This is a genomic window from Dongia sp. agr-C8, from assembly GCF_054658695.1.
In genome coordinates this window covers 296950-317934 of record NZ_BAAGHZ010000001.1, presented here as the reverse complement: position 1 = coordinate 317934, position 20985 = coordinate 296950, and the positions used below count along the sequence as shown (strand labels likewise).

Annotated in this window: 17 protein-coding genes; 9 read left to right on the top strand and 8 right to left on the bottom strand. The window is 64.6% G+C overall.

Annotated elements, in window-relative coordinates:
- Positions 1-71 precede the first annotated feature (71 nt).
- Complete coding sequence (locus ACYQ4T_RS01415; protein ID WP_459850167.1) at positions 72-878, top strand: TylF/MycF/NovP-related O-methyltransferase; 807 nt, start codon at positions 72-74, stop codon at positions 876-878.
- A 57-nt stretch (positions 879-935) separates the two neighbouring features.
- Here ACYQ4T_RS01415 and ACYQ4T_RS01410 read toward each other — a convergent pair whose 3' ends face one another.
- Genes ACYQ4T_RS01410 through ACYQ4T_RS01395 form a run of 4 tightly spaced genes read right to left on the bottom strand, consistent with a single transcriptional unit; the run spans position 936 to position 5903 of the window.
- Complete coding sequence (locus ACYQ4T_RS01410; protein ID WP_459850165.1) at positions 936-2276, bottom strand: nucleotide sugar dehydrogenase; 1341 nt, start codon at positions 2274-2276, stop codon at positions 936-938.
- Positions 2273-4159 carry a sulfate adenylyltransferase subunit CysN gene (gene cysN, locus ACYQ4T_RS01405; RefSeq protein WP_459850163.1) on the bottom strand — a complete coding sequence of 629 codons (1887 nt, stop codon included), beginning with the start codon at positions 4157-4159 and terminating at the stop codon, positions 2273-2275. The genes ACYQ4T_RS01410 and cysN overlap by 4 nt, the downstream gene beginning before the upstream one ends.
- A complete protein-coding gene (gene cysD / locus ACYQ4T_RS01400) occupies positions 4159-5055 on the bottom strand; it encodes a sulfate adenylyltransferase subunit CysD (protein ID WP_459852018.1) in 897 nt (298 codons plus the stop codon). Before cysD ends, cysN begins: the two co-directional genes overlap by 1 nt.
- Positions 5056-5102: 47 nt before the next feature.
- A complete protein-coding gene (locus ACYQ4T_RS01395) occupies positions 5103-5903 on the bottom strand; it encodes a sulfite exporter TauE/SafE family protein (RefSeq protein ID WP_459850162.1) in 801 nt (266 codons plus the stop codon).
- A gap of 374 nt (positions 5904-6277) precedes the next feature.
- Here ACYQ4T_RS01395 and ACYQ4T_RS01390 point away from each other — a divergent pair, with 374 nt between their 5' ends.
- The 6 genes from ACYQ4T_RS01390 to ACYQ4T_RS01365 all read left to right on the top strand — a co-directional run bounded on the left by ACYQ4T_RS01390 (position 6278) and on the right by ACYQ4T_RS01365 (position 14045).
- A complete protein-coding gene (locus tag ACYQ4T_RS01390) occupies positions 6278-7705 on the top strand; it encodes an O-antigen ligase family protein (protein ID WP_459850160.1) in 1428 nt (475 codons plus the stop codon).
- A complete protein-coding gene (locus ACYQ4T_RS01385; RefSeq protein WP_459850158.1) occupies positions 7702-8880 on the top strand; it encodes an endo-1,4-beta-xylanase in 1179 nt (392 codons plus the stop codon). The genes ACYQ4T_RS01390 and ACYQ4T_RS01385 overlap by 4 nt, the downstream gene beginning before the upstream one ends.
- A gap of 147 nt (positions 8881-9027) precedes the next feature.
- Complete coding sequence (locus tag ACYQ4T_RS01380) at positions 9028-9969, top strand: ABC transporter permease (protein ID WP_459850156.1); 942 nt, start codon at positions 9028-9030, stop codon at positions 9967-9969.
- Positions 9966-10838 carry an ABC transporter permease gene (locus tag ACYQ4T_RS01375; RefSeq protein ID WP_459850155.1) on the top strand — a complete coding sequence of 291 codons (873 nt, stop codon included), beginning with the start codon at positions 9966-9968 and terminating at the stop codon, positions 10836-10838. Before ACYQ4T_RS01380 ends, ACYQ4T_RS01375 begins: the two co-directional genes overlap by 4 nt.
- Positions 10839-10846: 8 nt before the next feature.
- Complete coding sequence (locus ACYQ4T_RS01370) at positions 10847-12958, top strand: dipeptide ABC transporter ATP-binding protein (protein WP_459850153.1); 2112 nt, start codon at positions 10847-10849, stop codon at positions 12956-12958.
- A gap of 55 nt (positions 12959-13013) precedes the next feature.
- On the top strand, positions 13014-14045 hold the full coding sequence (locus ACYQ4T_RS01365; RefSeq protein WP_459850151.1) for an isopenicillin N synthase family dioxygenase: 1032 nt from the start codon (positions 13014-13016) through the stop codon (positions 14043-14045).
- A gap of 60 nt (positions 14046-14105) precedes the next feature.
- Here ACYQ4T_RS01365 and ACYQ4T_RS01360 read toward each other — a convergent pair whose 3' ends face one another.
- The 4 genes from ACYQ4T_RS01360 to ACYQ4T_RS01345 all read right to left on the bottom strand — a co-directional run bounded on the left by ACYQ4T_RS01360 (position 14106) and on the right by ACYQ4T_RS01345 (position 19099).
- Complete coding sequence (locus ACYQ4T_RS01360) at positions 14106-15803, bottom strand: ABC transporter substrate-binding protein (RefSeq protein WP_459850149.1); 1698 nt, start codon at positions 15801-15803, stop codon at positions 14106-14108.
- Positions 15804-15984: 181 nt separating this feature from the next.
- Positions 15985-16749, bottom strand: coding sequence for an SDR family NAD(P)-dependent oxidoreductase (locus ACYQ4T_RS01355; protein ID WP_459850147.1), 765 nt, complete (start codon positions 16747-16749; stop codon positions 15985-15987).
- 11 nt (positions 16750-16760) lie between these two features.
- Positions 16761-17891, bottom strand: a complete 1131-nt coding sequence (locus ACYQ4T_RS01350) for an NAD(P)/FAD-dependent oxidoreductase (protein WP_459850146.1) — start codon at positions 17889-17891, stop codon at positions 16761-16763.
- On the bottom strand, positions 17888-19099 hold the full coding sequence (locus ACYQ4T_RS01345; RefSeq protein ID WP_459850144.1) for a fumarylacetoacetate hydrolase family protein: 1212 nt from the start codon (positions 19097-19099) through the stop codon (positions 17888-17890). The genes ACYQ4T_RS01350 and ACYQ4T_RS01345 overlap by 4 nt, the downstream gene beginning before the upstream one ends.
- A 98-nt stretch (positions 19100-19197) precedes the next feature.
- On the opposite strand from ACYQ4T_RS01345, the gene ACYQ4T_RS01340 reads away from it, so the two are divergent.
- Positions 19198-20211, top strand: coding sequence for an aldo/keto reductase (locus tag ACYQ4T_RS01340; protein ID WP_459850142.1), 1014 nt, complete (start codon positions 19198-19200; stop codon positions 20209-20211).
- 8 nt (positions 20212-20219) lie between these two features.
- Positions 20220-20975 carry an SDR family oxidoreductase gene (locus ACYQ4T_RS01335; RefSeq protein ID WP_459850140.1) on the top strand — a complete coding sequence of 252 codons (756 nt, stop codon included), beginning with the start codon at positions 20220-20222 and terminating at the stop codon, positions 20973-20975.
- Positions 20976-20985 lie beyond the last annotated feature (10 nt).

Genomic DNA, 20985 nt, shown 5'->3' with positions numbered 1-20985 from the left:
CTCACAACAAACGGTTTTTCGGCGGGGATTTCGGCAGCGGCCGAATCCGCTATCATCCCGAGCACGCCGTCTTGAGCGCGGCGACCGGCAGTGAGGTGGATCCCGTGGTCGAGCAGTCCCTGCAGTTTCCCGTCAAGATCGATCTGAAGTTCCCCCTGCCGGACGGCCGCATGCTGGTCCAGGGCCCGCTCACCTACAACACCGACGGGCTCGCCACCCAGCACAATTGCGAGTTCATCAAGGATCCGAAGTTCGCCGCCGCCTATGCGTTCGGGATGACGGACGGGCCGCAGGGCCGGCATCTCGAATGGCGCGTGCATATGGCGCTCTGGGTGGCGGTCCAGGCAGCGCAGCTTCCCGGCGATTTCATCGAATGCGGCGTCAACACCGGGATCGTCTCCGGCGCCATCATGACCTATCTAGATTTCGCGAAGCGCGCCGACCGGACCTATTACCTGCTGGACACTTTCGCCGGCATCCCCGAGGAGCAGATCACCGATTCCGAGCGCAAGCTCGGAGTCGCCGGCATGAACGCGAAGTACCAGGGCGGCGACAGCCTCTTCGCCATGGTGCAGCGAAAGTTTGCGCGCTGGCCGAATGCGAAGCTCATCCGCGGCCGTGTCCCCGACACGCTGGGCGAGGTGACTTCGCAGAAATTCGCTTTCGCTTCGATCGACATGAACGTGGTCGAGCCAGAGATCGCTGCTGCCGAATGGCTCTGGCCCAAGCTCTCCCCCGGCGGCTTCGTGCTGCTCGACGACTACGGCTGGGCGCCGCACATCCACCAGAAGCGCGCCTGGGACGTGTTCGCCAAGCAGAAGGAGATCGAGATTCTGTCGCTGCCGACCGGCCAGGGCCTTTGGATGAAGCCGCGGTAATCGATCCTGGAGTTGAGAGTCAGATCGGTCCTAACTTATCGATGCGACGCCCCTGCATCACGCCTTCACGATCCGGCGACCGGGCGCCTTGTGCTTTTCCATGGCATTGCGGGTATCGATCACCAGCCGAGCATGCTTGCCGATCAGCTTGTAGTCGACGTTGTCATGATCGGTCACGATCAGCACCGCATCCGCTGCGGCGATTCGCTTGGCCGTGAGCGCCACCGAGCGACGGTCGGTCAGATGCCCGTGCTCGCGCGACGGCTTCACCCTTTGAATGAACGGGTCGTGGTATTCGACCGAGGCTCCCGCCTGCTCCAGCATGCCGATCAGCGTCAACGAGGGGCTCTCGCGCATGTCATCGACGTTCTTCTTGTAGGCGAGGCCGATCATCAGGATCTTCGCTTTCTTCAAGGCGCGGCCGGCATGGGCGCTCAAGGCTTCCGCGAGACGCCCGACGACGTAGCGCGGCATCAGCGTGTTGATCTCGCCGGCGAGCTCGATGAACCGGGTGTTGATGCCGAACTCGCGCGCCTTCCAGGTCAGGTAGAAGGGGTCGATCGGGATGCAATGGCCGCCGAGACCCGGCCCAGGGTAGAAGGGCATGTAGCCGAACGGCTTGGTCTTCGCCGCCTCGATCACCTCCCAGACGTCGATGCCCATCGCGTCGAAGATCACCTTGAGCTCGTTGACCATGGCGATGTTGACGGCGCGGAAGATGTTCTCGGTGAGCTTGATCGCCTCCGCCGTCTCCGGCGAGGAGACCGGCACGGTCTTCACCACCACGCCGTCATAAAGCTGCTTCGCGAGTTTCAGCGCCTTGGCGCCGTCGCCGCCGATCACCTTGGGAATGGCGGCGGTGCCGTAGGTCTCGTTGCCGGGATCCTCGCGCTCGGGCGAATAGGCGAGATGGAAGTCGCGACCCGACTTCAACCCGCTGCGCTCCAGGATCGGCTTCAGTACCTCGCCCGTGGTGCCGGGATAGGTGCTGGATTCCAGCACCACGATCTGGCCTTTCCGGAGATACCGCGCGACCGATTGCCCGGTGGTGACGATGAAGCGCAGGTCGGGCTCGCGGAATTTGGTGAGTGGCGTAGGCACGCAGATGATGATCGCATCCATCTGACGCAGGCCCGAGAAGTCGGCGCTGGCGACTAGCTTGCCGGCCTTCACCAGCGGGCGGATGCGGCTCGCCGGGATATGCTTGATGTAACTGCGCCCGGCGTTCAGCACCGCGATCTTGTTCGGGTCGATGTCGAAGCCGGTGACCTTGAAGCCCTTCTCGGCGAAGAGACAGGCCAAGGGCAGCCCGACATAGCCCAGGCCGATGATGCCGATCTTGGCGGTCTTCGCCGCGATCCGTCCGGCGAGATCGGTGGTCGCGGCACGGCGGCTCATACGTATCCGGCCTCTTTCAAGTAGGCCACGATCGCGGCGGCGTGGGTCGCGGGATCCGCCTCCTCGGTCTTGACCGTGAGCTCGGGACGCTCCGGCGCCTCATAGGGGCTGTCGATGCCGGTGAAGTTCTTGATCGCCCCCGCCTTGGCCTTCTGATAGAGGCCCTTCGGGTCGCGCTGCATGCAGATCTCGATCGGCGTATCGACGAAGATCTCGATGAACTCGCCCGCCTCCACCAGCTCGCGCGCCATCCGGCGCTCGGAGCGGAACGGCGAGATGAAAGAGACCAGCACGATCGTTCCGGCATCGACGAACAGCTTGGCCGCTTCGGCGACCCGGCGGATGTTCTCGACGCGGTCGGCATCGGTGAAGCCGAGATCGCGGTTCAGGCCGTGCCGCACGTTGTCGCCGTCGAGCATGTAGGTGTGCTTGCCCTCGGCGAACAGCGCGCGCTCCACCAGATTGGCGATGGTGGACTTGCCCGAACCGGAAAGCCCGGTGAACCAGAGGATGACCGGCTTTTGGCCCTTGAGGCCGGCGCGCGCGGTCTTCGAGACATCCAGCGCCTGCCAGTGCACGTTGGTCGCGCGCCGCAGGCCGAAATCGATCATGCCGGCGCCGACGGTGGTGTTGCTGAACCGGTCGATCAGGATGAAACCGCCCATGTCGCGATTCTCGCGATAGGCGTCGAAGGCCAGTGGCTGGGTCACCGAAATATTGGCGTAGCCGACCTCGTTAAGGTGCAGCGTCTTGCCGGCGTTGTGGGCCAGCGTGTTGACGTCGGTCTTGTATTTGAGATCGGTGATCTGCGCCGGTACCATCGCAGGCCCCAGCTTCAGCATGTAGGGTCGGCCGGGCAGCATCTCCTCTTCCGACATCCACAGGAGATGCGCCGCGAACTGGTCGGTGACCTCGGGTCGCGCCGAAGCAGCCGCCAGCACATCGCCCCGGGAGATATCGATCTCGTCGGCGAGTGTGAGTGTCACCGCCTCACCCGCCACCGCCTCGGTCACATCGCCATCGAGCGTCACGATCCGCGTCACGCTGCTGGTCCGGCCCGATTTCGCGACCACGATCACGTCGCCCGGCCGCACCCGGCCGCTGACGATCGTGCCGGAGAAGCCGCGGAAATCGAGGTTGGGCCGGTTGACCCATTGCACCGGCATCCGGAACGGTTTGTCGGCAGTGGCGGCACTGACATCGATCGATTCGATATAGGGCAGCAAGGCGGGCCCCTCGAACCAGGGCATCTGCGGGCTCTTGGCGATTACGTTGTCGCCGAAACGGGCCGAGAGCGGAATCGGCGTCACGCTGGCGAAGCCGAGATTCCTGGCGAAGGTCGCGAACTCCTCGACGATGGTGCGAAACACCGGCTCGGAGAAATCGACGAGATCGATCTTGTTGACCGCCAGAACCACATGCCGGATGCCGAGCAGCGACACGATATAGGCATGCCGCCGGGTCTGGGTGAGGACGCCCTTGCGCGCGTCGATCAGGATGACCGCGAGATCGGAGTTGGAGGCGCCGGTCGCCATGTTACGGGTGTATTGCTCATGGCCCGGCGTATCGGCGACGATGAACTTCCGCTTGTCGGTGGCGAAGAAGCGATAGGCGACGTCGATGGTGATGCCCTGCTCGCGCTCGGCCTCCAGTCCATCCACCAGCAGCGCGAAATCGATGTCGTCGCCGGTGGTGCCGTGCTTCTTGGAGTCCTTCTCCAAGGCCGCGAGCTGGTCTTCGAACAGCAGCTTGGTGTCGTAGAGCAGCCGCCCGATCAGGGTCGACTTGCCGTCATCGACCGAGCCGCAGGTCAGGAACCGCAGGAAGGACTTCTTCTCCTGGGCCGCTAGATAAGCCTTGAGATCCTGTTCGACGGCCGACATCAGAAATAGCCCTCCTTCTTCTTCTTCTCCATCGAGGACTTCTCGTCGTGGTCGATGAGGCGGCCCTGCCGCTCCGAGGTGGTCGCGGTGAACATCTCGGTCACGATGTCCTCCAAGCTGGCCGCCGGGGATTCGATCGCGCCGGTCAGCGGATAGCAGCCAAGGGTGCGAAAGCGCACCAGGCGCTGCTCGACCTTCTCGCCCGCCTTCAACTTCATGCGGTCGTCATCGACCATCATCAGCATGCCGTCGCGCTCAACCACCGGCCGATGTTTGGCGAAGTAAAGCGGGACGATCGGAATCTGCTCCATCAGGATGTACTGCCATATGTCGAGCTCGGTCCAGTTGGAGAGCGGGAAGACCCGGATCGATTCGCCCTTGTTGATCCGCGTGTTGTAGACCCTCCAGAGCTCGGGCCGCTGGTTCTTCGGATCCCAGGCATGAGCGGCGGTGCGGAAGGAGAAGATGCGCTCCTTGGCACGGGACTTCTCCTCGTCGCGCCGGGCGCCGCCGAAAGCCGCATCGAACCCCCATTTGTCGAGCGCCTGCTTCAGAGCCTCGGTCTTCATCACCTGGGTGTGGAGCGAGGAGCCGGAATCGAACGGGTTGATCCCGCGCTTCACGCCTTCCTCGTTCACGTGGACCAGGAGGTCGAGGCCGAGACGCTTGGCGGTATCGTCGCGGAAGCTGATCATTTCCCGGAACTTCCAGGTCGTGTCGACATGGAGCAGCGGAAAGGGCGGCTTGGAGGGATAGAAGGCCTTCATGGCGAGATGCAGCATGACCGACGAATCCTTGCCGATCGAATACAGCATCACAGGGTTGCGGAACTCCGCCGCCACCTCGCGCATGATGTGGATGCTCTCGGCCTCGAGACGCTGCAAGTGCGAAACCATGGTGCGGCGATTCGACAAATTTTCATCCTTTTCAGCAAACGAGGTTCTCAAGATATCACCGACCCCAGCAATCGGGCGGCCACGAGAGCGAGCACCGCGGCGAGCGTCAGGCGCAGGATCCGCTCCGGGATCTTCATGACCAGGGCGGAGCCGAGGACAATTCCCGGAAGCGAACCCAGCAGCAGGGCGGCCAGGAGCATGAGGTCGATGGTGCCGAGCATCAAGTGTCCGAGGCCGGCCACCAGGGTGAGCGGCACGGCATGGGCGATGTCGGAACCGGTGATCTTCGAAGCGGGCAGTTCAGGATACAGCAGGATCAGAGCGGTGGCGCCCAGCGCCCCCGCCCCGACCGATGAAATGGAGACCAGCACGCCGAGCACAATACCCACGACTACCGTGAGCCGGAAGAGGAGGCGCTCCGGCAGGACACCGATGCGGTCCGTGTAGAACGCCGTGAATCGCCGGCGGAAGACCAGGGCCAGCGCCGTGAGCATCAGGGCAATGCCGAGCGTGGAGACGAAAAGCGTGTTGCCCGCGGCGCCATCCATGTCGAGGTAATAGAGCATCAGCAGGGTCAGCGCCGATGCCGGCAGGCTGCCGAGACACAACCGGCGGACCACCGGCCAGTCCACGGTACCGTTCAGGCCGTGAACCAGAACACCGCCGGTCTTGGTGACGCAGGCGTAAAGCAGATCGGTGCCGACCGCCGCGCCCGGGGCAACCCCGAAGAGCAGGATCAAGACCGGAGTCATCAGCGATCCGCCGCCGACCCCGGTCAGGCCCACCAGCAGCCCGACAAAGAATCCCGACGCCACATAGAGTGGGCTGATATCCGACGGAAAATCCATTGCTTGGCTATACCGGCTCGGCTGCTCGCAAGATGCCGCGATGCGCACCAAGTCGGTGCCTGCCGAGCGCCGGTGCGGTCAATTCTGTACAATGGTGATCAGCCATTTCGAGACCCGCCTTGCGCAAGAACTTCAGGATCGATCAGGTTTTTGTCCAACGGAATCTCGTTATATTGCACCGCAGCACGCCTAGCCATACAAACTTGCGGACGGCAAGGTTTAGTCGTTAGGGGCGCATGCCGGCGTCGGAGGAACGGTCCAAGGCTCGTTTGGTTCATCAGGCCGGCGTGTTTCGACAGCGGCGCCAGAGCCCGCTATAGTCCGGATCGCCTTGAATTTACGCAGTTCTTCGCCCCCCACCCGGGAACGATGCCATGACCGATCAAGCTGGCGCGCCGCCGGAACAACCCACCACGCGCGAGGGTCTTGCCTTCCGCAAACGACGCCCGATTATCCAAGGCCGAACTGTGGATTCCGGGCGCGCAGGGTTGATCGAGGGCGGCTTTGTGATCTTTTCGGTTGCGGTCTTCCTCGGCCTTTCCAACCTCGGGCGGACCACCGACCCCAATGGCGGGCCCCAGCACAACCCGCTGAACACCAGCCTCTACATGATAGTTCTGGTCGGGGTCGGCCTGCTGCTCTGGATGCGGCGGCGTGAGGTGATGCCGGTGCTGGCCAGCAGCAAGCTGATCTGGATCTTCATGGCCTGGGCCACCGCCTCGGTCGCCTGGTCGCTCGATGCGGACCTCACCGTACGGCGGCTGATCCTGTTCTATGCGCCGCTGCTGGTCGCGCTCTATGCCGCCACCCGCTTCGATCCGGCGACCGCGATCAAGCTCTCCGGCTGGGCCTATTTCTGGACCATCGTCGCTTCGGCCGCGGTCGCCGTATTCCTCCCCAATGTCGGCGTGATGAAGGACAGCTGGGAGGCGCTGAAATGGGCCAACCTCGCCGAGGGCGAGAAGCTCGGCGGCGACTGGTCGGGAATCCTCGGCCACAAGAACGTGCTCGGCTTCGCGACGCTCGCCAACACCCAGATCTTCGCCTGGCGCTGGTATGTCGAGCGCGAGAAGCGCTGGCTGTTCGGCCCGATCATCCTGTTCGGCATCTTTGTCGCCTACAAGAGCCACTCCGCAACCTCGGCGCTGCTGATCGCGCTCACGCTCGCGACCTATCTCTTCATCCACGTGCTGCGGAAGGCACAGCGGCTGCGCGGCTTGATCTTCTTCACCATGTTCGTGGTCGCGGCCGCGGTGCTGGTCGCCGCCCTCCTGCTGCCCGACCAGTTCACCGCACTGGTGGGCAAGGACGCGACCTTGACTGGCCGGGTGCCGATCTGGATCGTCGTGCTGGATCATGTGATTCCGAGCCGGCCGATCTTCGGCTGGGGCTTCAACACCTATTTCATCCCGGAGAATCCCGACTACCTCCGGCTGGTCGGGATTGTCGGCTGGCCGGCACCCCATGCCCATAACGGCTATCTCAATCTCGCGGTCGAGCTCGGAATTCCGGGGGCGGTGCTGGGCACCCTGATCCTGCTGCGCCTGATCATCGGCGCGGCGCAGAAACTCAGCGACGAAAGCGCCCCCTGGGTACTGCACATGCTGGTCTTCGCCGTCACCTTCGCCATCCTCAACATGGTCGAATCCAGCCTGCTGCGGATCAGCGACAATTGGGAATTCGCCCTGCTGTTCTGCTGCTTCGCGCTCTGGAAATATCAGGCGGCGAGTCGCCCCGCCGTCCGCCCGACGGCGCGGCGTTGGAGCACATTCACATTGAACAAGACGACGGAGTCGAAATGAGCCGATACAGCAACGCGATCGGACGCCGCAGCTTTCTGGCCGCCTCCGCCGCGGCCGTGGCGATCGGGCCAGGCTGCGCCGGCGCTGACACGCCGCCGCCGGGCTTGGCGACGCGGCCGGGTCTCGGCGACATTGCGGCTTCGAAGAACATTCTGTTCGGCGCCTGCTCGCGCGGGCTCATTCCGGAGAACGGTCCGTTCAGGGTCGGCAATGACGAATCCTATTCGGCGCTCTTCAAGCATGAATGCCGGATGCTGACGACCGAGTACGAGGTCAAGATGCCGAACACGCGGCCCCGGCCCGACACCTGGGATTTCGACGCCGCCGACATGCTGCTGGACTATGCCACGAAGAACGGCATGGCCTTCCGCGGCCATTGCCTGCTGTGGTCCAGCGTCATGCCCAAGTGGTTCGCGCAGACGGTCGATGCAAGCAACGCCGAGCCCTTCATCACCGACCACATTCACAAGGTCGCCGGCCGCTATGCCGGGCGCGTCATCTCCTGGGACGTGGTGAACGAGGCGATCACCGACGGCGACGAGGCCGCCGAGGATGGGTTGCGCAAGGGTCCGCTCTACGACCTCATGGGCCCGCGCTATCTCGACATTGCCTTCAAGGCGGCACACGAGGCCGATCCCAAGTCGCTGCTCTGCCTCAACCAGGATGCCGTCGAATACGACGTCGATTCCCAGGACTATCGCCGCGAAAAGACGCTCGGGCAGCTGCGCCGCCTGCTCGACGCCAAGGTGCCGATCCATGCGCTCGGCATCCAGTCGCATCTGGAGCCGGGCTGGCTCAAGTTCACGCCTGAAGTCCTGGGCAAGTTCCTCGACGACGTGGCGTCACTCGGTCTCAAGGTATTCATCACCGAGCTCGATGTCGTCGACCGGCGCCTGCCTGCCGACATTGCCGCCCGCGACCAGGGTGCCGCCGCGGCAGTGCAGGAATTTCTGGCGGTGGTGCTGCCGCATCCCGCTGTCGCGATGATCAACACCTGGGGCCTTTCCGATCGCTACAACTGGATCGAGGATTCCGGTATGCGCCGCAAGGACGGACTGCGCTCGCGCGCGCAGCTGTTCGACGACGATCTCGCGCCCAAGCCGGTCTATCAGGCGCTCGTCGATGCGCTCAATGCCGCGCCTGCGCGGAGCACGCCGCTGGCGCTTCTGCCCTGAGCACCGCCAGGGAATGCCGGCAGCCTGATTTCTCATCGGAGTTTCATGCAATCTCCTGGAAATCCGGCAAAATTCCTGTTCTAGTGACGCCATAAAAGCCGCCGGAAAACCGGCGAAGGCCATGAAAACAGGGGCAGATCGACCGGAATGCTGGCGTTTCTCGGCAAGCGTCTCCTATCGCTGATCTTCACCATGCTGGCGGTTTCCGTCCTGGTATTCGCTGCCTTCGAGTTCACGCCGGGCCAGGTCGCGCGCAAGGTGCTGGGACCCTTCGCCACCCAGGACCAGGTCGATCAGCTGACCGAGCGGATGGGCCTCAACCGCCCGGTGCACGAACGCTACTTCGAGTGGCTCGGCAACACGCTCTCCGGCGATCTCGGCACGTCGACGCTGTACAAGACCGAGGTCAACAACATCATCTGGGACCGGCTCGGCAACACGCTGCTGCTGGCCACCGTCGCCTTCGTCATCATCGTCGTGTGCTCCATCGTCTTCGGCATCGCCGCAGGCATGCGCGAGGGCTCGAAGCTCGACCGCACCATCTCGGTCGCCAGCATCGTCACCACCTCGGTACCCGAGTTCGCCTCGGGCGTCTTCCTCGCCAGCATCTTCGTGATCTGGCTCGGCGTCCTGCCCGGTACCTCGCCGCTGGAATCCGGCGGGCAATGGTCGATCGCCGCCCAGCTTGTGCTGCCTGTTGCGGTGATGGTGCTCTATGACCTCGGCTATGTCGTGCGCATGGTCCGCGCATCGATGGTCGAGGTGATGACCAAGCCCTATATCCGCACCGCGATCCTGAAAGGCCTCACCTTCAGGCAGGTGATCCTGAAACACGCGCTCAGGAACGCGATGATCGCGCCCTTCACCGTGATCCTGCTGCAGATTAATTACTTGATTACCGGCGTCGTCGTCGTCGAGGCGGTGTTCGCCTATCCCGGCTTCGGCCGTATGCTGCTGGAGGCGGCGCTGGCGCAGGACATCGCGGTAGTGGAAGCGGCCTCGCTGTTTGCCGTCTTCGTCACCGTCATGACCCAGATCGTCGGCGACCTCGGCTACATGTATCTCAATCCCCGGATCCGCTTCGCATGACGGCCACGACTGCACGGCCCGCGCGGCCGGGTTTCGCGCGGCGCAGCTGGGCCCGGATCCGGCTGCTGAGGGAATCTCCGGTCGGCATGATCGGCGCCTTCCTGGTGCTGTTCTGGGTGCTGGTGGCGATCATGGCACCCTGGGTCGCGCCGCATGACCCGAACGAAAGCAACATGGATGCGCTGATCGATCCCACCCCCACGGCAGTCAATTGGCTCGGAACTGACAACCAGGGCCGCGATATTCTCTCCCGCATCATCTGGGGCTCGCGCACCGTGCTGATCGTGGCGCCGATCGCCGTGGTCATCGCCTATGCCCTGGGCTGCGTGCTGGGCCTGCTCGCGGGCTATTACCGCGGCTGGGTCGATCAGGTGATCAACCGGATCGCCGACATCATTCTCTCCTTCCCGGCGATCATCCTCTACATCATCGTCATCATGCGCCTGGGGCCCTCGGCGGCGAACATCATCATGGCCGTGGTCTTCATCGCGACCCCGCAGATCGTCCGCATCGTTCGTGGCATGACCCTCGAGCTGCGCGAGCACGATTACGTCGCCGCGGCCAAGATGCGGGGCGAGTCGCCATTCTATATCATGCTGGCGGAAATCCTGCCCAATGCCCGCGGCCCGCTGATCGTCGATGCCTGCCTGCGCATGGGCTACACTACGATTACTATCGGCGTTCTCGGCTTCCTGGGGCTCGGCTTGCCGCCGCCGGATCCCGATTGGGGTGGCATGGTGAAAGACACCTATGCGATGATGACCATCTACCCGCATATGTCGTTGTTCCCCGCGCTGGCGATCTCCTCGCTGGTGGTTGGGTTCAGCCTGCTGGCCGACGGCATCCGCGAAATCAGCCTGCGAGATTGAGGCCTGGGATGACCGGACCTGCCGCCCGCGCCGTTCAGGAATCTTCCCAAACCCCGCCAGGGCCGCGGCTGGTCAAGCCGAAGCCGATCCTCGAGCTCAGGAACGTCGGCATCTCCTACCTGGTGCGAGCGGGCGAGCTCAAGGTCGTACCCAATGTCAGCCTGACCCTTCACGAGGGCGAGGCCTTGGGGCTGGTCGGCGAATCCGGTTGCGGCAAGTCGACGCTGGCCTACGCCATCATGCGCTATCTCGGCGGCGCGGGGCGCCTCTCCGGCGGCCAGATCCTGTTCGAAGGCCGCGACATGGGCAAGATGTCGGACGCGGAGCTGCGGCAGATCCGCGGCAGCCGCATGGCCATGGTCTACCAGGACCCGATGAGCAGCCTCAATCCGGTCATTCCCATCGGTCGGCAGCTGATGGAAGTCCCGCTGATCCATTCCGGCGCCACCGAGGCAGAGGCCCGCCAGCGCGCCCTCACCATGCTGGCCGAGGTGAAACTGCCCGATCCCGAGGCGATCTTCGACCGCTACCCGCACCAACTCTCCGGCGGCCAGCAGCAGCGCGTGGTGATCGCCATGGCGCTGATGGCTGAGCCTTCGTTGCTGGTGATGGACGAGCCCACCACCGGGCTCGACGTGACGGTGGAAGCGGCGGTGCTGGATCTCGTCGCGACCTTGCGGCGCAAGCACAACACCGCGATCGTCTTCATCAGCCACAACCTCGGCACCGTGGTGCGGGTCTGCGACCGCATTGGCGTCATGTATGCCGGCGAGCTGGTCGAGGAAGGCCCGATCACCGAAGTATTCCGCGATCCCAGCCATCCCTATACCCGCGGCCTGCTGAATGCGATCCCGAGCCTGAACGCGGACAAGCGGAGTAGCCCGCTCTCGGCGATCCCCGGCCAGGTGCCGCCGATCCTGGCGCGACCGAAAGGCTGTGTCTTTGCGCCGCGCTGCGTCTATGTCGAGCCCGGCCGCTGCACCGCGAGGCCGATCGAGACCCAGTTCTACGGCGAGACCGGCCTGCACCGCGTGAAATGCGTGCGCACCCGCGAGCTGCCGCGGCACAGCCGTCCCACCGCGGCCAACGCCAACCAGGCCGGCGATCCGGCCGCGGCGGAGCCCATGCTGCGGATCGGCCATCTGGAGAAGGCCTATCATCAATCGGCCGGCGTCTTCGGCGGGGGCGGCTACGAGGTCCATGCGGTGGACGGTATTGATCTCGAGGCCGGGCGCGGCACCACGCTGGCCATCGTCGGTGAATCCGGCTGCGGCAAGTCGACCTTCGCGAAGGTCCTGACCGGGATCGAGCAATCCACCGGTGGCAGCGTGCAACTCGCCGGCACCGAGATCGGCAAGACGCCGGTCGAGGCGCGCGACGCAGCAACCAAGCGCGCGATCCAGATGGTGTTCCAGAATCCCGACAGCACGCTCAATCCCAGCCACAGCATCGGCTACGTGCTCTCCCGCGCGATCCGCAAGCTTAGGGGCATCAGCGCCCGCCAGGCGCGGGAAGAGACCGAGGCGCTGCTGCAGACCGTCAACCTGCCGACCGAGTTCGCCGATAGGAAGCCGCGCCAGCTTTCCGGCGGCCAGAAGCAGCGTGTCGCCATCGCCCGCGCGCTCGCCGGCGAGCCGGAACTGATCCTGGCCGACGAACCGGTCTCGGCGCTCGACGTCTCGGTGCAGGCGGCGATCATCAACCTGCTGGTCGACATCCAGCAGAAACGCGGCTCCACCATGCTGTTCATCTCGCATGATCTTTCGGTGGTGCGCTATCTCGCCGACCATGTCGCGGTCATGTATCTCGGCAAGGTGATGGAGTTCGGCAAGGTCGCCGACGTCTTCGCGCCGCCCTATCACCCCTATACCGAGGCGCTGATGTCGGCGGTGCCGATCGCCGATCCGGATGTGAAGCGCGACCGCATCATTCTCGAAGGCGCCATCCCTAGCCCGACCGAGCGGCCCAAGGGCTGTCCGTTCGCCACCCGCTGCCACCGGAAGGTCGGCCCGATCTGCGACGAGCAAGTCCCGCCCGACCAGCGCACCGAAAGTGGCCATCGCATCGCCTGCCATATCCCGCTCGAAGAGCTGAAGGCCGTGGAGCGATTGGCCTTCTGACGCAAGCACGTTTTTTTCGCTTGGCCGAGGGGCGCCGCCGGTTAATCCTGCCCGCATGAAAGAGCTGCCGACCCTCGATCTTCGCCGTTTCGCCGGACCCGACCGCGGGGCCTTCCTGGCCGAGCTGCGCCGGACCGCCCGCGAGATCGGCTTCTTCTACGTGACCGGCCATGGCGTGCCGGAAACCGTGCCCCAGGCCGTGCTCGACGCCTCGCGCCGGTTCTTTGCCTTGCCCGAGGCCGAGAAGCTCAAGGTCGAGATGGTGCATTCGCCGCATTTCCGCGGCTACAACCGGCCCGGCTGGGAGCTGACCCGCGGCAAGCCCGACTGGCGGGAGCAATTCGACCTCGCCGCCGAGCGCCCCAGCCTGCCCCGCGATGCCGGCCTGCCCGCCTGGTCGCGGCTGCAGGGCCCGAACCAGTGGCCGGAGGCGGTGCCGGGCTTCCGCGCGGCGATGCTTCGCTGGCAGGACGAGGCGACCGCGCTCTCGATCCGGCTGATCCAGGCGTTCGCCGCGGCGCTCGACCAGCCGGAGGACGTCTTCGCGCCGATCTACAGCGACTTGCCGAACCAGCGGATCAAGATCATCCGCTATCCCGGCCGCGACGCGGGCGAGGAGACCCAGGGCGTCGGCGCGCATAAGGACAGCGGCTTCGTCACCGTGCTGCTGCAGGACACGGCGCGCGGGCTCGAGGTCGAGACGCCGGGCGGCTGGATCGCGGCGCCGCCCAAGCCCGGCACCTTCGTCATCAACATCGGCGAGCTGCTGGAGATGGCCTCGAATGGCTATCTCAAGGCGACCATGCACCGCGTCGTCAGCCCGCCGGCCGGCGAGGAGCGTCTCTCCGTCGCCTTCTTCCTCGGCGCCAAGCTCGACGCGACGGTCCCGGTACTCGACTTGCCGCCACACCTCGCCACCGAAGCGGGGGGCGTGACGCAGGATCCAATGAACCCGCTGTTCAAGGAAGTTGGCCGCAACTACCTGAAGAGCCGCATCCGCTCCCACCCGGACGTTGCCCGGGCGCATTACGCCGACCTGCTGACGCCGGAAGAACTGCGCGCCAACGGCCCGGGCTCGGCGTATTAACTACAAAAACGGCGGCCCGGTATCCCAGGCCGCCGCTCTGCCTATAACCAGGAATGCCTATCAGGCGTTTTCCAGATGCCACTCTTCGGCAAAGTAGTAGTCGGTCGGATGCGGCGTGAAGCCCTTGATCCGCTTGTCGAACGGCTGGAACACCGCGCGCCACAGCGGGAGCACGATCGGGCCATCCTCGTCCATCAGCTCTTCGATTTCCTTCATCACAACCTTGCGCTTCTCGACGTCGAGAATGCCCTCGGCTTTGGTGATGAGCTCGTCGAACTTCGGATTTGAATAAGCACTTTCGTTCCAGGCGACGCCGGTGCGATAGGCGAGGCCCAACACCATCACGCCCAGTGGACGATGGGTCCAGGTGGTGAAGCCGAACGGCACGGTGGTCCAGACGTCCCAGTAGTTCGCGGACGGCAGGACTTCGAGTTTCACCTTGATGCCGGCCTTGGCCCACATCTGCACCATCGCCTGGCAGGCGGTCGGCTCCCAATCGGGGTCCTTCTTGCACTGCAGGGTGACTTCGATGCCGTCCGGATGCCCGGCTTCCGCGAGCAGCGCTTTGGCGCCTTCCGGATCGTTGTACTTGAAGGCGGTCTTCACGTATTCCGGATGCACCGGAGCCACGTGATGGCTCTCGCCCGGAGCGCCGAGGCCGCGATGCGCGATCTTCAGCACGGCTTCCGGGTTGATCGCCATGCGCATGGCCTTGCGCACCTTCGGATTGTCGAACGGCGCCTTGTCGACATGCATGCGTGCGACCGCGGTCTGCGCGGTGGTCACTTCGTGCACCTCGATATGCTCCATCTTCTTGCACTGCTCATAGATCTTGATGTCGGGGTCATAGAGACCGTCGACCTGCTTCGAAGACAGGGCATTGAGCTTGGTCGCCGGATCGTCGCCGAGATCGTGGAACTCGACCTGCTCGAGATAGGGGCCATCGCGCCAGTAGGACTTGCGGGCCTTCAACACGACCTTCTTGCCAACCTCGATCTCGGTGGGCTCGAAGGCGCCGGTACCAAGCGAACCGAGGCCCCACTTGCCGCCGTCCTTCGGGTGCAGGATCAAGGCCGGGTAGTGGAACAGGTTTTCCGGCATCGCCAGCAGGCTGGACTGTCCGTGGATGACGATCGTGTGATCGTCCTTCTTCTCGATGGCGTTGGCATCCCAGAGTTCGGTGGTCATCTTGGGATTGCCCTTGTCGTCCTTCTCGCCGGTATCCTTGTCCTTGAGCAGGAAGCCCTTGAACAGGCCGAGCACCGAGGAGCCGACGGCCGGATCGAGCCAGCGCTGGATGTTCCAGATCACGTGCTCGGACACGAAGGCGTCGCCGTCCGACCACTTGACGTCCTTGCGCAGATGGAGGGTCCAAGTTTTCAGGTCCTCGCTGGCCTCCCACTGCTCGCAGAGCATCGGGCGGGTGACATTGTCGCCGCCGGTTCGGGTCAGGTAGTCGTTCGCCTGGCGGACGATGTTGGAATCGTAGACCCAGGAGAAGGTCGCCGGATTGTCCACGGCCGGCACGCGGGCACCGATCTTGACAATGCCACCTTTGGTCGGCGTGGCTGCCTTGGCCTGGCCGATCATCGGCTCGCCCAGCACCTTCCCGGCAATCGAATAGGCCAAGGGCGCCGCCATGCCGAGCAGAGTGACCGTCCGCAAAAACTCGCGGCGGTCGATGCGGCGCTGTTCCAACTGCTCGACCAATCCCGGAATCGCTGGATGATGGCGATCCGGATCATTCCGATAAGCCATTTTATGCCTCCCTCTTCACGCTTCACATGAACTCCGGCTGCGCGAAGTTGGCCTTCGCGTCATCCGGCCGGTGTCAGCTTAAACCCTGGCTTTCGGGCCACAAGCGCCGAAAATTCGATAGCAAAATGACATATCAAGATGACTTCGGCGCATAAGTTAATCTCGTCCCGAACCAATCGGCTTAGCCCGCCACCGAGTAGCCGCCGTCGATGGTGATCGCCGAGCCGGTGACGTAGCTGGAGGCCTCGCTGGCCAGGAAAACCGCGAGTCCCGCAAACTCGTCGGGTCGGCCCCAGCGGCCGGCCGGGGTTCGGGTGTGGACCTTCTCGTCCAGTCCTTCCATCTGCTCCCGCGCCGCCACGGTGAGCTCGGTGTCGAACCAGCCGGGCAGGATAACGTTCACCTGAATGTTGTCCTTGGCCCAGGCGACGGCCAGGGACTTGGTGATCTGCACGACAGCGCCCTTGCTGGCGGCGTAGGGCAGGCTGAGCGGCCCGCCGAACACCGACATCAAGGAGCCGATGTTGATGATCTTGCCGCCGCCAACCTTCTTCATCTCGGGGTAGACCGCCTGGCAGCAGGCGAAGACGCCGGTCAAGTTGATGTTCATCACCTTGTGCCACTCGGCATCGGTATAGGTCTCCGGGCGCTTGCGGATCGCGATGCCGGAGCAGTTCACCAGAATGTCGATGCGCCCGAGCTTGGCCGCGACTGCCGCGATCATCTTGCGGCAATCGTTCTCGCTGCCGGCGTCGAACTTGAAGAAGGTCGCTTCAGAACCGAGCTTCTCGATCTGGGCAATGGCGCCCTTGGCTTTCGCTTCGTTCTGCGCGGCGATCGCGATCTTGGCGCCGGCCTGGGCCAGGCCCTTCGCCATGCCGAGACCGATGCCGCCGTTGCCGCCGGTCACGATCGCGACTTTGCCCTTGAGATCGAAGAATTTCATGGATGCTCCCCCTATGCGCGTCTTTGGATCCGTTCACTCTCACCGATAAGGCCGGCGACATGCTCGGCGATCGCGAGGCAGGACGTCAGCCCGGGCGATTCGATGCCGAACAGATTGACCAGGCCCGGCATGCCATGCTGCGCCGGACCCTCGATGCGGAAATCGAGAATCGGCGAACCCGCGGGCCCGAGCTTCGGGCGGATGCCGGCATAATCCGGCGCCAGCGCACCGTCCGGCAGGTCGGGCCAATAGCGGCGGATGTCCGCGTAGAAGCTGTCGCCGCGCCTGGGATCGACCGTGTAATCCAGGCCGCCCACCCATTCGACATCGGGCCCGAAGCGCGCGCGCCCGGCGAGATCGAGGGTCATATGCGTGCCGAGCCCGCCCGGCACCGGGATCGGGTAGATCAACCGGCTGAACGGCGCCTTGCGGGTGAGGCGGAAATAGTTGCCCTTGGCGAACCAGAGCGGCGCCGCATGCTGCGGCGGCAGGCCCTTCAAGGCCCGCGCCAGATCCATCGCGCCGAGGCCGGCCGCATTGATCACGGTTCGGGCCTGGAGCTGCATCGGCTCCGCGCCACCGACGGAAAGACGGATCCCGTCGTTGCGCAATTCGCCGGCCACGACCGGCGCCTTCAGCACGACGAAACCACCCGCGTCATCGAGGTCGCCTTCCAGCGCCAGCATCAGCTGATGGGCGTCGATGATCCCGGTCGAGGGCGAGAGCACGGCGGCGACGCAGACCAGCTGCGGCTCCAGCGCCATGGCGGCGTCGCCGGTCAGCCAGACCAGGTCATCGACGCCGTTGAGCTCGCCCTGCTCCTTGATCTTGGCGAGTTTCGGGATCTCCGCCGGCTCGGTGGCAACGATCAGCTTGCCGAGCCGCGCATGCGGGACGCCGTGCTCGACACAATAGCGATAGAGCATCGCCCGGCCGGCGACGCAGAGCGTGGTCTTCAGGCGCCGCGGCAGGTTGTAGATGCCGGCGTGGATGACCTCGGAATTGCGCGAGCTGGTCTCGCTGCCGATCGCATCATGCCGTTCCAGCACGATGACCTCGCGCCCTTCCAGCGCCAGGCGGCGGGCGATCGCGAGGCCGATGACCCCGGCGCCGACGACGACTGCGTCGACGCTTTCCGTCATCCGAGCAACTGCCGGTGCACGAGATTGCGCATCAGCGCGTTGATGCCGAAGCTCCAGGGCGCGATCTTGTCGGAGTGATCGACCCGGTTCCACAAGGTGCCGAGCTTCGGCGAGGAGATGCTGACCGCATCGCCGACATGATGGGTGAAGCCCATGTCCGGCTTCTCTCGGTCCTGCACCGGCGCGAACATGGTGCCGCAGAACAGCATGAAGCCGTCGGGATACTGATGCGTGGCGTTCAGCGCCTGGCCGGCGAGGTCCAGCGGATCGCGGCTGATCTTCGCCATGCTGCTGGAGCCTTCCATCACGAAACCGTCGGTGCCGACCACCTTCACCGTAATGACGGCCTGGCGCGCATCATCGATGCTGAAGCCGCTATCGAACAGCCGCACGAAGGGTCCGATCGCCGAGGAGGCGTTGTTGTCCTTGGCCTTGCCGAGCAGCAAGGCCGAGCGGCCTTCGAAGTCGCGCAGGTTCACGTCGTTGCCGAGCGTCACGCCGACAACCTCGCCGCGGCTGTTCGAGGCGAGCACGACTTCCGGCTCCGGGTTGCTCCACTGCGATTTCGGATGCAGGCCGATATCGGCGCCGAGGCCCACCGAGGCCATCGCCGGGCATTTGGTGAAGATCTCGGCGTCGGGGCCGATGCCGACCTCGAGATATTGCGACCAGGCGCCGGCGGCGAGCAGCACGTCCTTCACCTTCTGCGCCTCGGGCGAGCCCGGCTTCACGGTGGCGAGGTTGTCGCCGATGATGCCGGTGATGCGTTTGCGGATCTCCTCGGCCTTGGTCCAGTCGCCGCGCGCCTGCTCCTCGATCACCCGCTCCAGCATGGAGGCCACGAAGGTGACGCCGGCCGCCTTCACCGCCTGGAGGTCGCAGGGAGCGATCAGCCAGGGCTGCATCGGGTCGCGCTGGCGCTCGTCGCTGTTGGCGATCAGCGCCTCGACCGAGGCGATCTCCGGCAAACCGGCGGCGGCCTGCAGGATCGTGGCGACATGATCGATCTCGAAAAGGGCGCTCAAGGTGGGCGCGACGCGGCTGATGTCGATCGCCCGGCCGCGGCGGATCAGGACCGGCGTCGGGCCGCCCACCGCCGGGTCCCAGATGCGGCCGACCAGGGTCGCACGGTCGGCATCGGACGGCAGGACCTCCGCGGCGGAAAGCCCGCCCAATCTTGCACCAGGATTGGTCGCCGTATTCGTCATCCTATTCCCTTCCGAGACCCCGAAAACCGGGCTTTATTTGGGGGAGACCTTTTCATATTGTACGGCAATTGTCAGGGTCAGTTTTCCGGTAAAACAAGATGAGCCAGTTCGAGAGCCGGCCGATCGGCCGCACCCAGCTCAAGGTCACCGTGTTCGGTCAAGGCGGCGCGCCTTTGGGTGGCCACCGCGCGCCGACCCCGTGGCCGCAGGCCGAGGCGGTCATGGATTTCGCCTGGGCGAACGGCATCCGCTACTACGACACCGCGCCGTTCTACGGCTACGGCCTCAGCGAGCATTATTTCGGCAACGCGCTCCGGAAGCACAGGCGCGAGGACTTCGTGCTCTCGACCAAGGTCGGGCGCCTGCTTCGGCCGCGCGTCACGTCTTATGACCCGAACGATCTCTGGAAGGAGCCTTTGCCCTTCGAGCCGGAGTTCGACTACGGCTACGATGGGATGATGCGCTCCTTCGAGGACAGTCTGCAGCGCCTGGGGCTCAACAAGATCGACATCCTGCTGATGCACGATCTCGGCGTCGGCGATCATGGCGAAAACCACGCCAAGCATCTGAAGGCCGCCATGGAAGGAGGGTATAAGGCGCTGACCGAGCTCAGGGCGGCGGGCAAGATCGGTGCGCTCGGCATGGGCGTCAACGAGTGGCAGGTCTGCATGGAGGCGATGGACTACGGCGATTTCGATGTCTTCCTGCTGGCCGGCCGCTACACGCTCCTCGAGCAGGAAGCGCTGACCTCCTTTCTGCCCGAGTGCCAGAAGCGCGGCACCACGATCGTCATCGGCGGGCCGTTCAACTCCGGCATCCTCGCTACCGGCGCCAAGCCCGGCGTGCACTACGACTACAAGCCGGCGCCGCAGACGATCCTAGACAAGGTGGCGAAGATCGAGAAGGTCTGCGCCGATCACAATGTCGCCCTGCCCGCCGCCGCCCTGCAATTCCCGCTGACCCATCCCAGCGTTTGCTCGGTCATTCCGGGCTCGCGCAGCGTGGATGAGCTGAAACGCAATCTCGACCTTTTCCGCACGCCGATCCCGAAGGCGCTCTGGAGCGACCTGAAGAGCGCGGGCCTCATGCGGCAAGACGCACCGACACCTTAGGAGAAAGCATGGCAAGATTGGCAGGGAAGCGCGCGGTCATCACCGCCGCAGGCCAGGGCATCGGACGGGCGAGCGCGATCGCGTTTGCGCGCGAAGGCGCGAAGGTGATCGCGACCGACATCAACATGGCGACGCTCGAAAGTCTCAAGACCGAGGTCGAGGGAATCACCGTCGCCAAGCTCGACGTCCTTGATGCGGGTGCGATCGAGGCCTTCGGCAAGGCGACCGGCACCATCGACGTGCTGTTCAATTGCGCCGGAGTGGTGCATGCCGGCAATATCATGGAAGCGACCGAAGCCGACTGGGACTTCGCCTTCAACCTGAACGCCAAGGCCGCCTTCCGCATGATCCGCGCCTTCCTGCCGGGCATGCTGGCCGCCGGCAAGGGCTCTATCGTCAACATGTCGTCGGTCGCCTCGAGCGTCAAAGGCGTGCCCAACCGCTTTGTCTACGGCGCCAGCAAGGCGGCGACCATCGGCCTGACCAAGGCGGTGGCTGCCGACTATGTCGCCAAGGGCATCCGCTGCAACGCGATCTGCCCCGGCACCGTGCAATCGCCCTCGCTCGACGAGCGGCTCGCGGCCCAAGGCAAAGCACAAGGCGTCGACACCGAGGAGGTGCGCAAGGCCTTCACCGCTCGCCAGCCGATCGGCCGCGTGGGGACGCCCGAGGAGATCGCCATGCTCGCGGTCTATCTCGCATCCGATGAATCGGCTTACACGACCGGCACGATCAACGTGATCGACGGCGGCTGGACCAATTAAAGGAGAAACC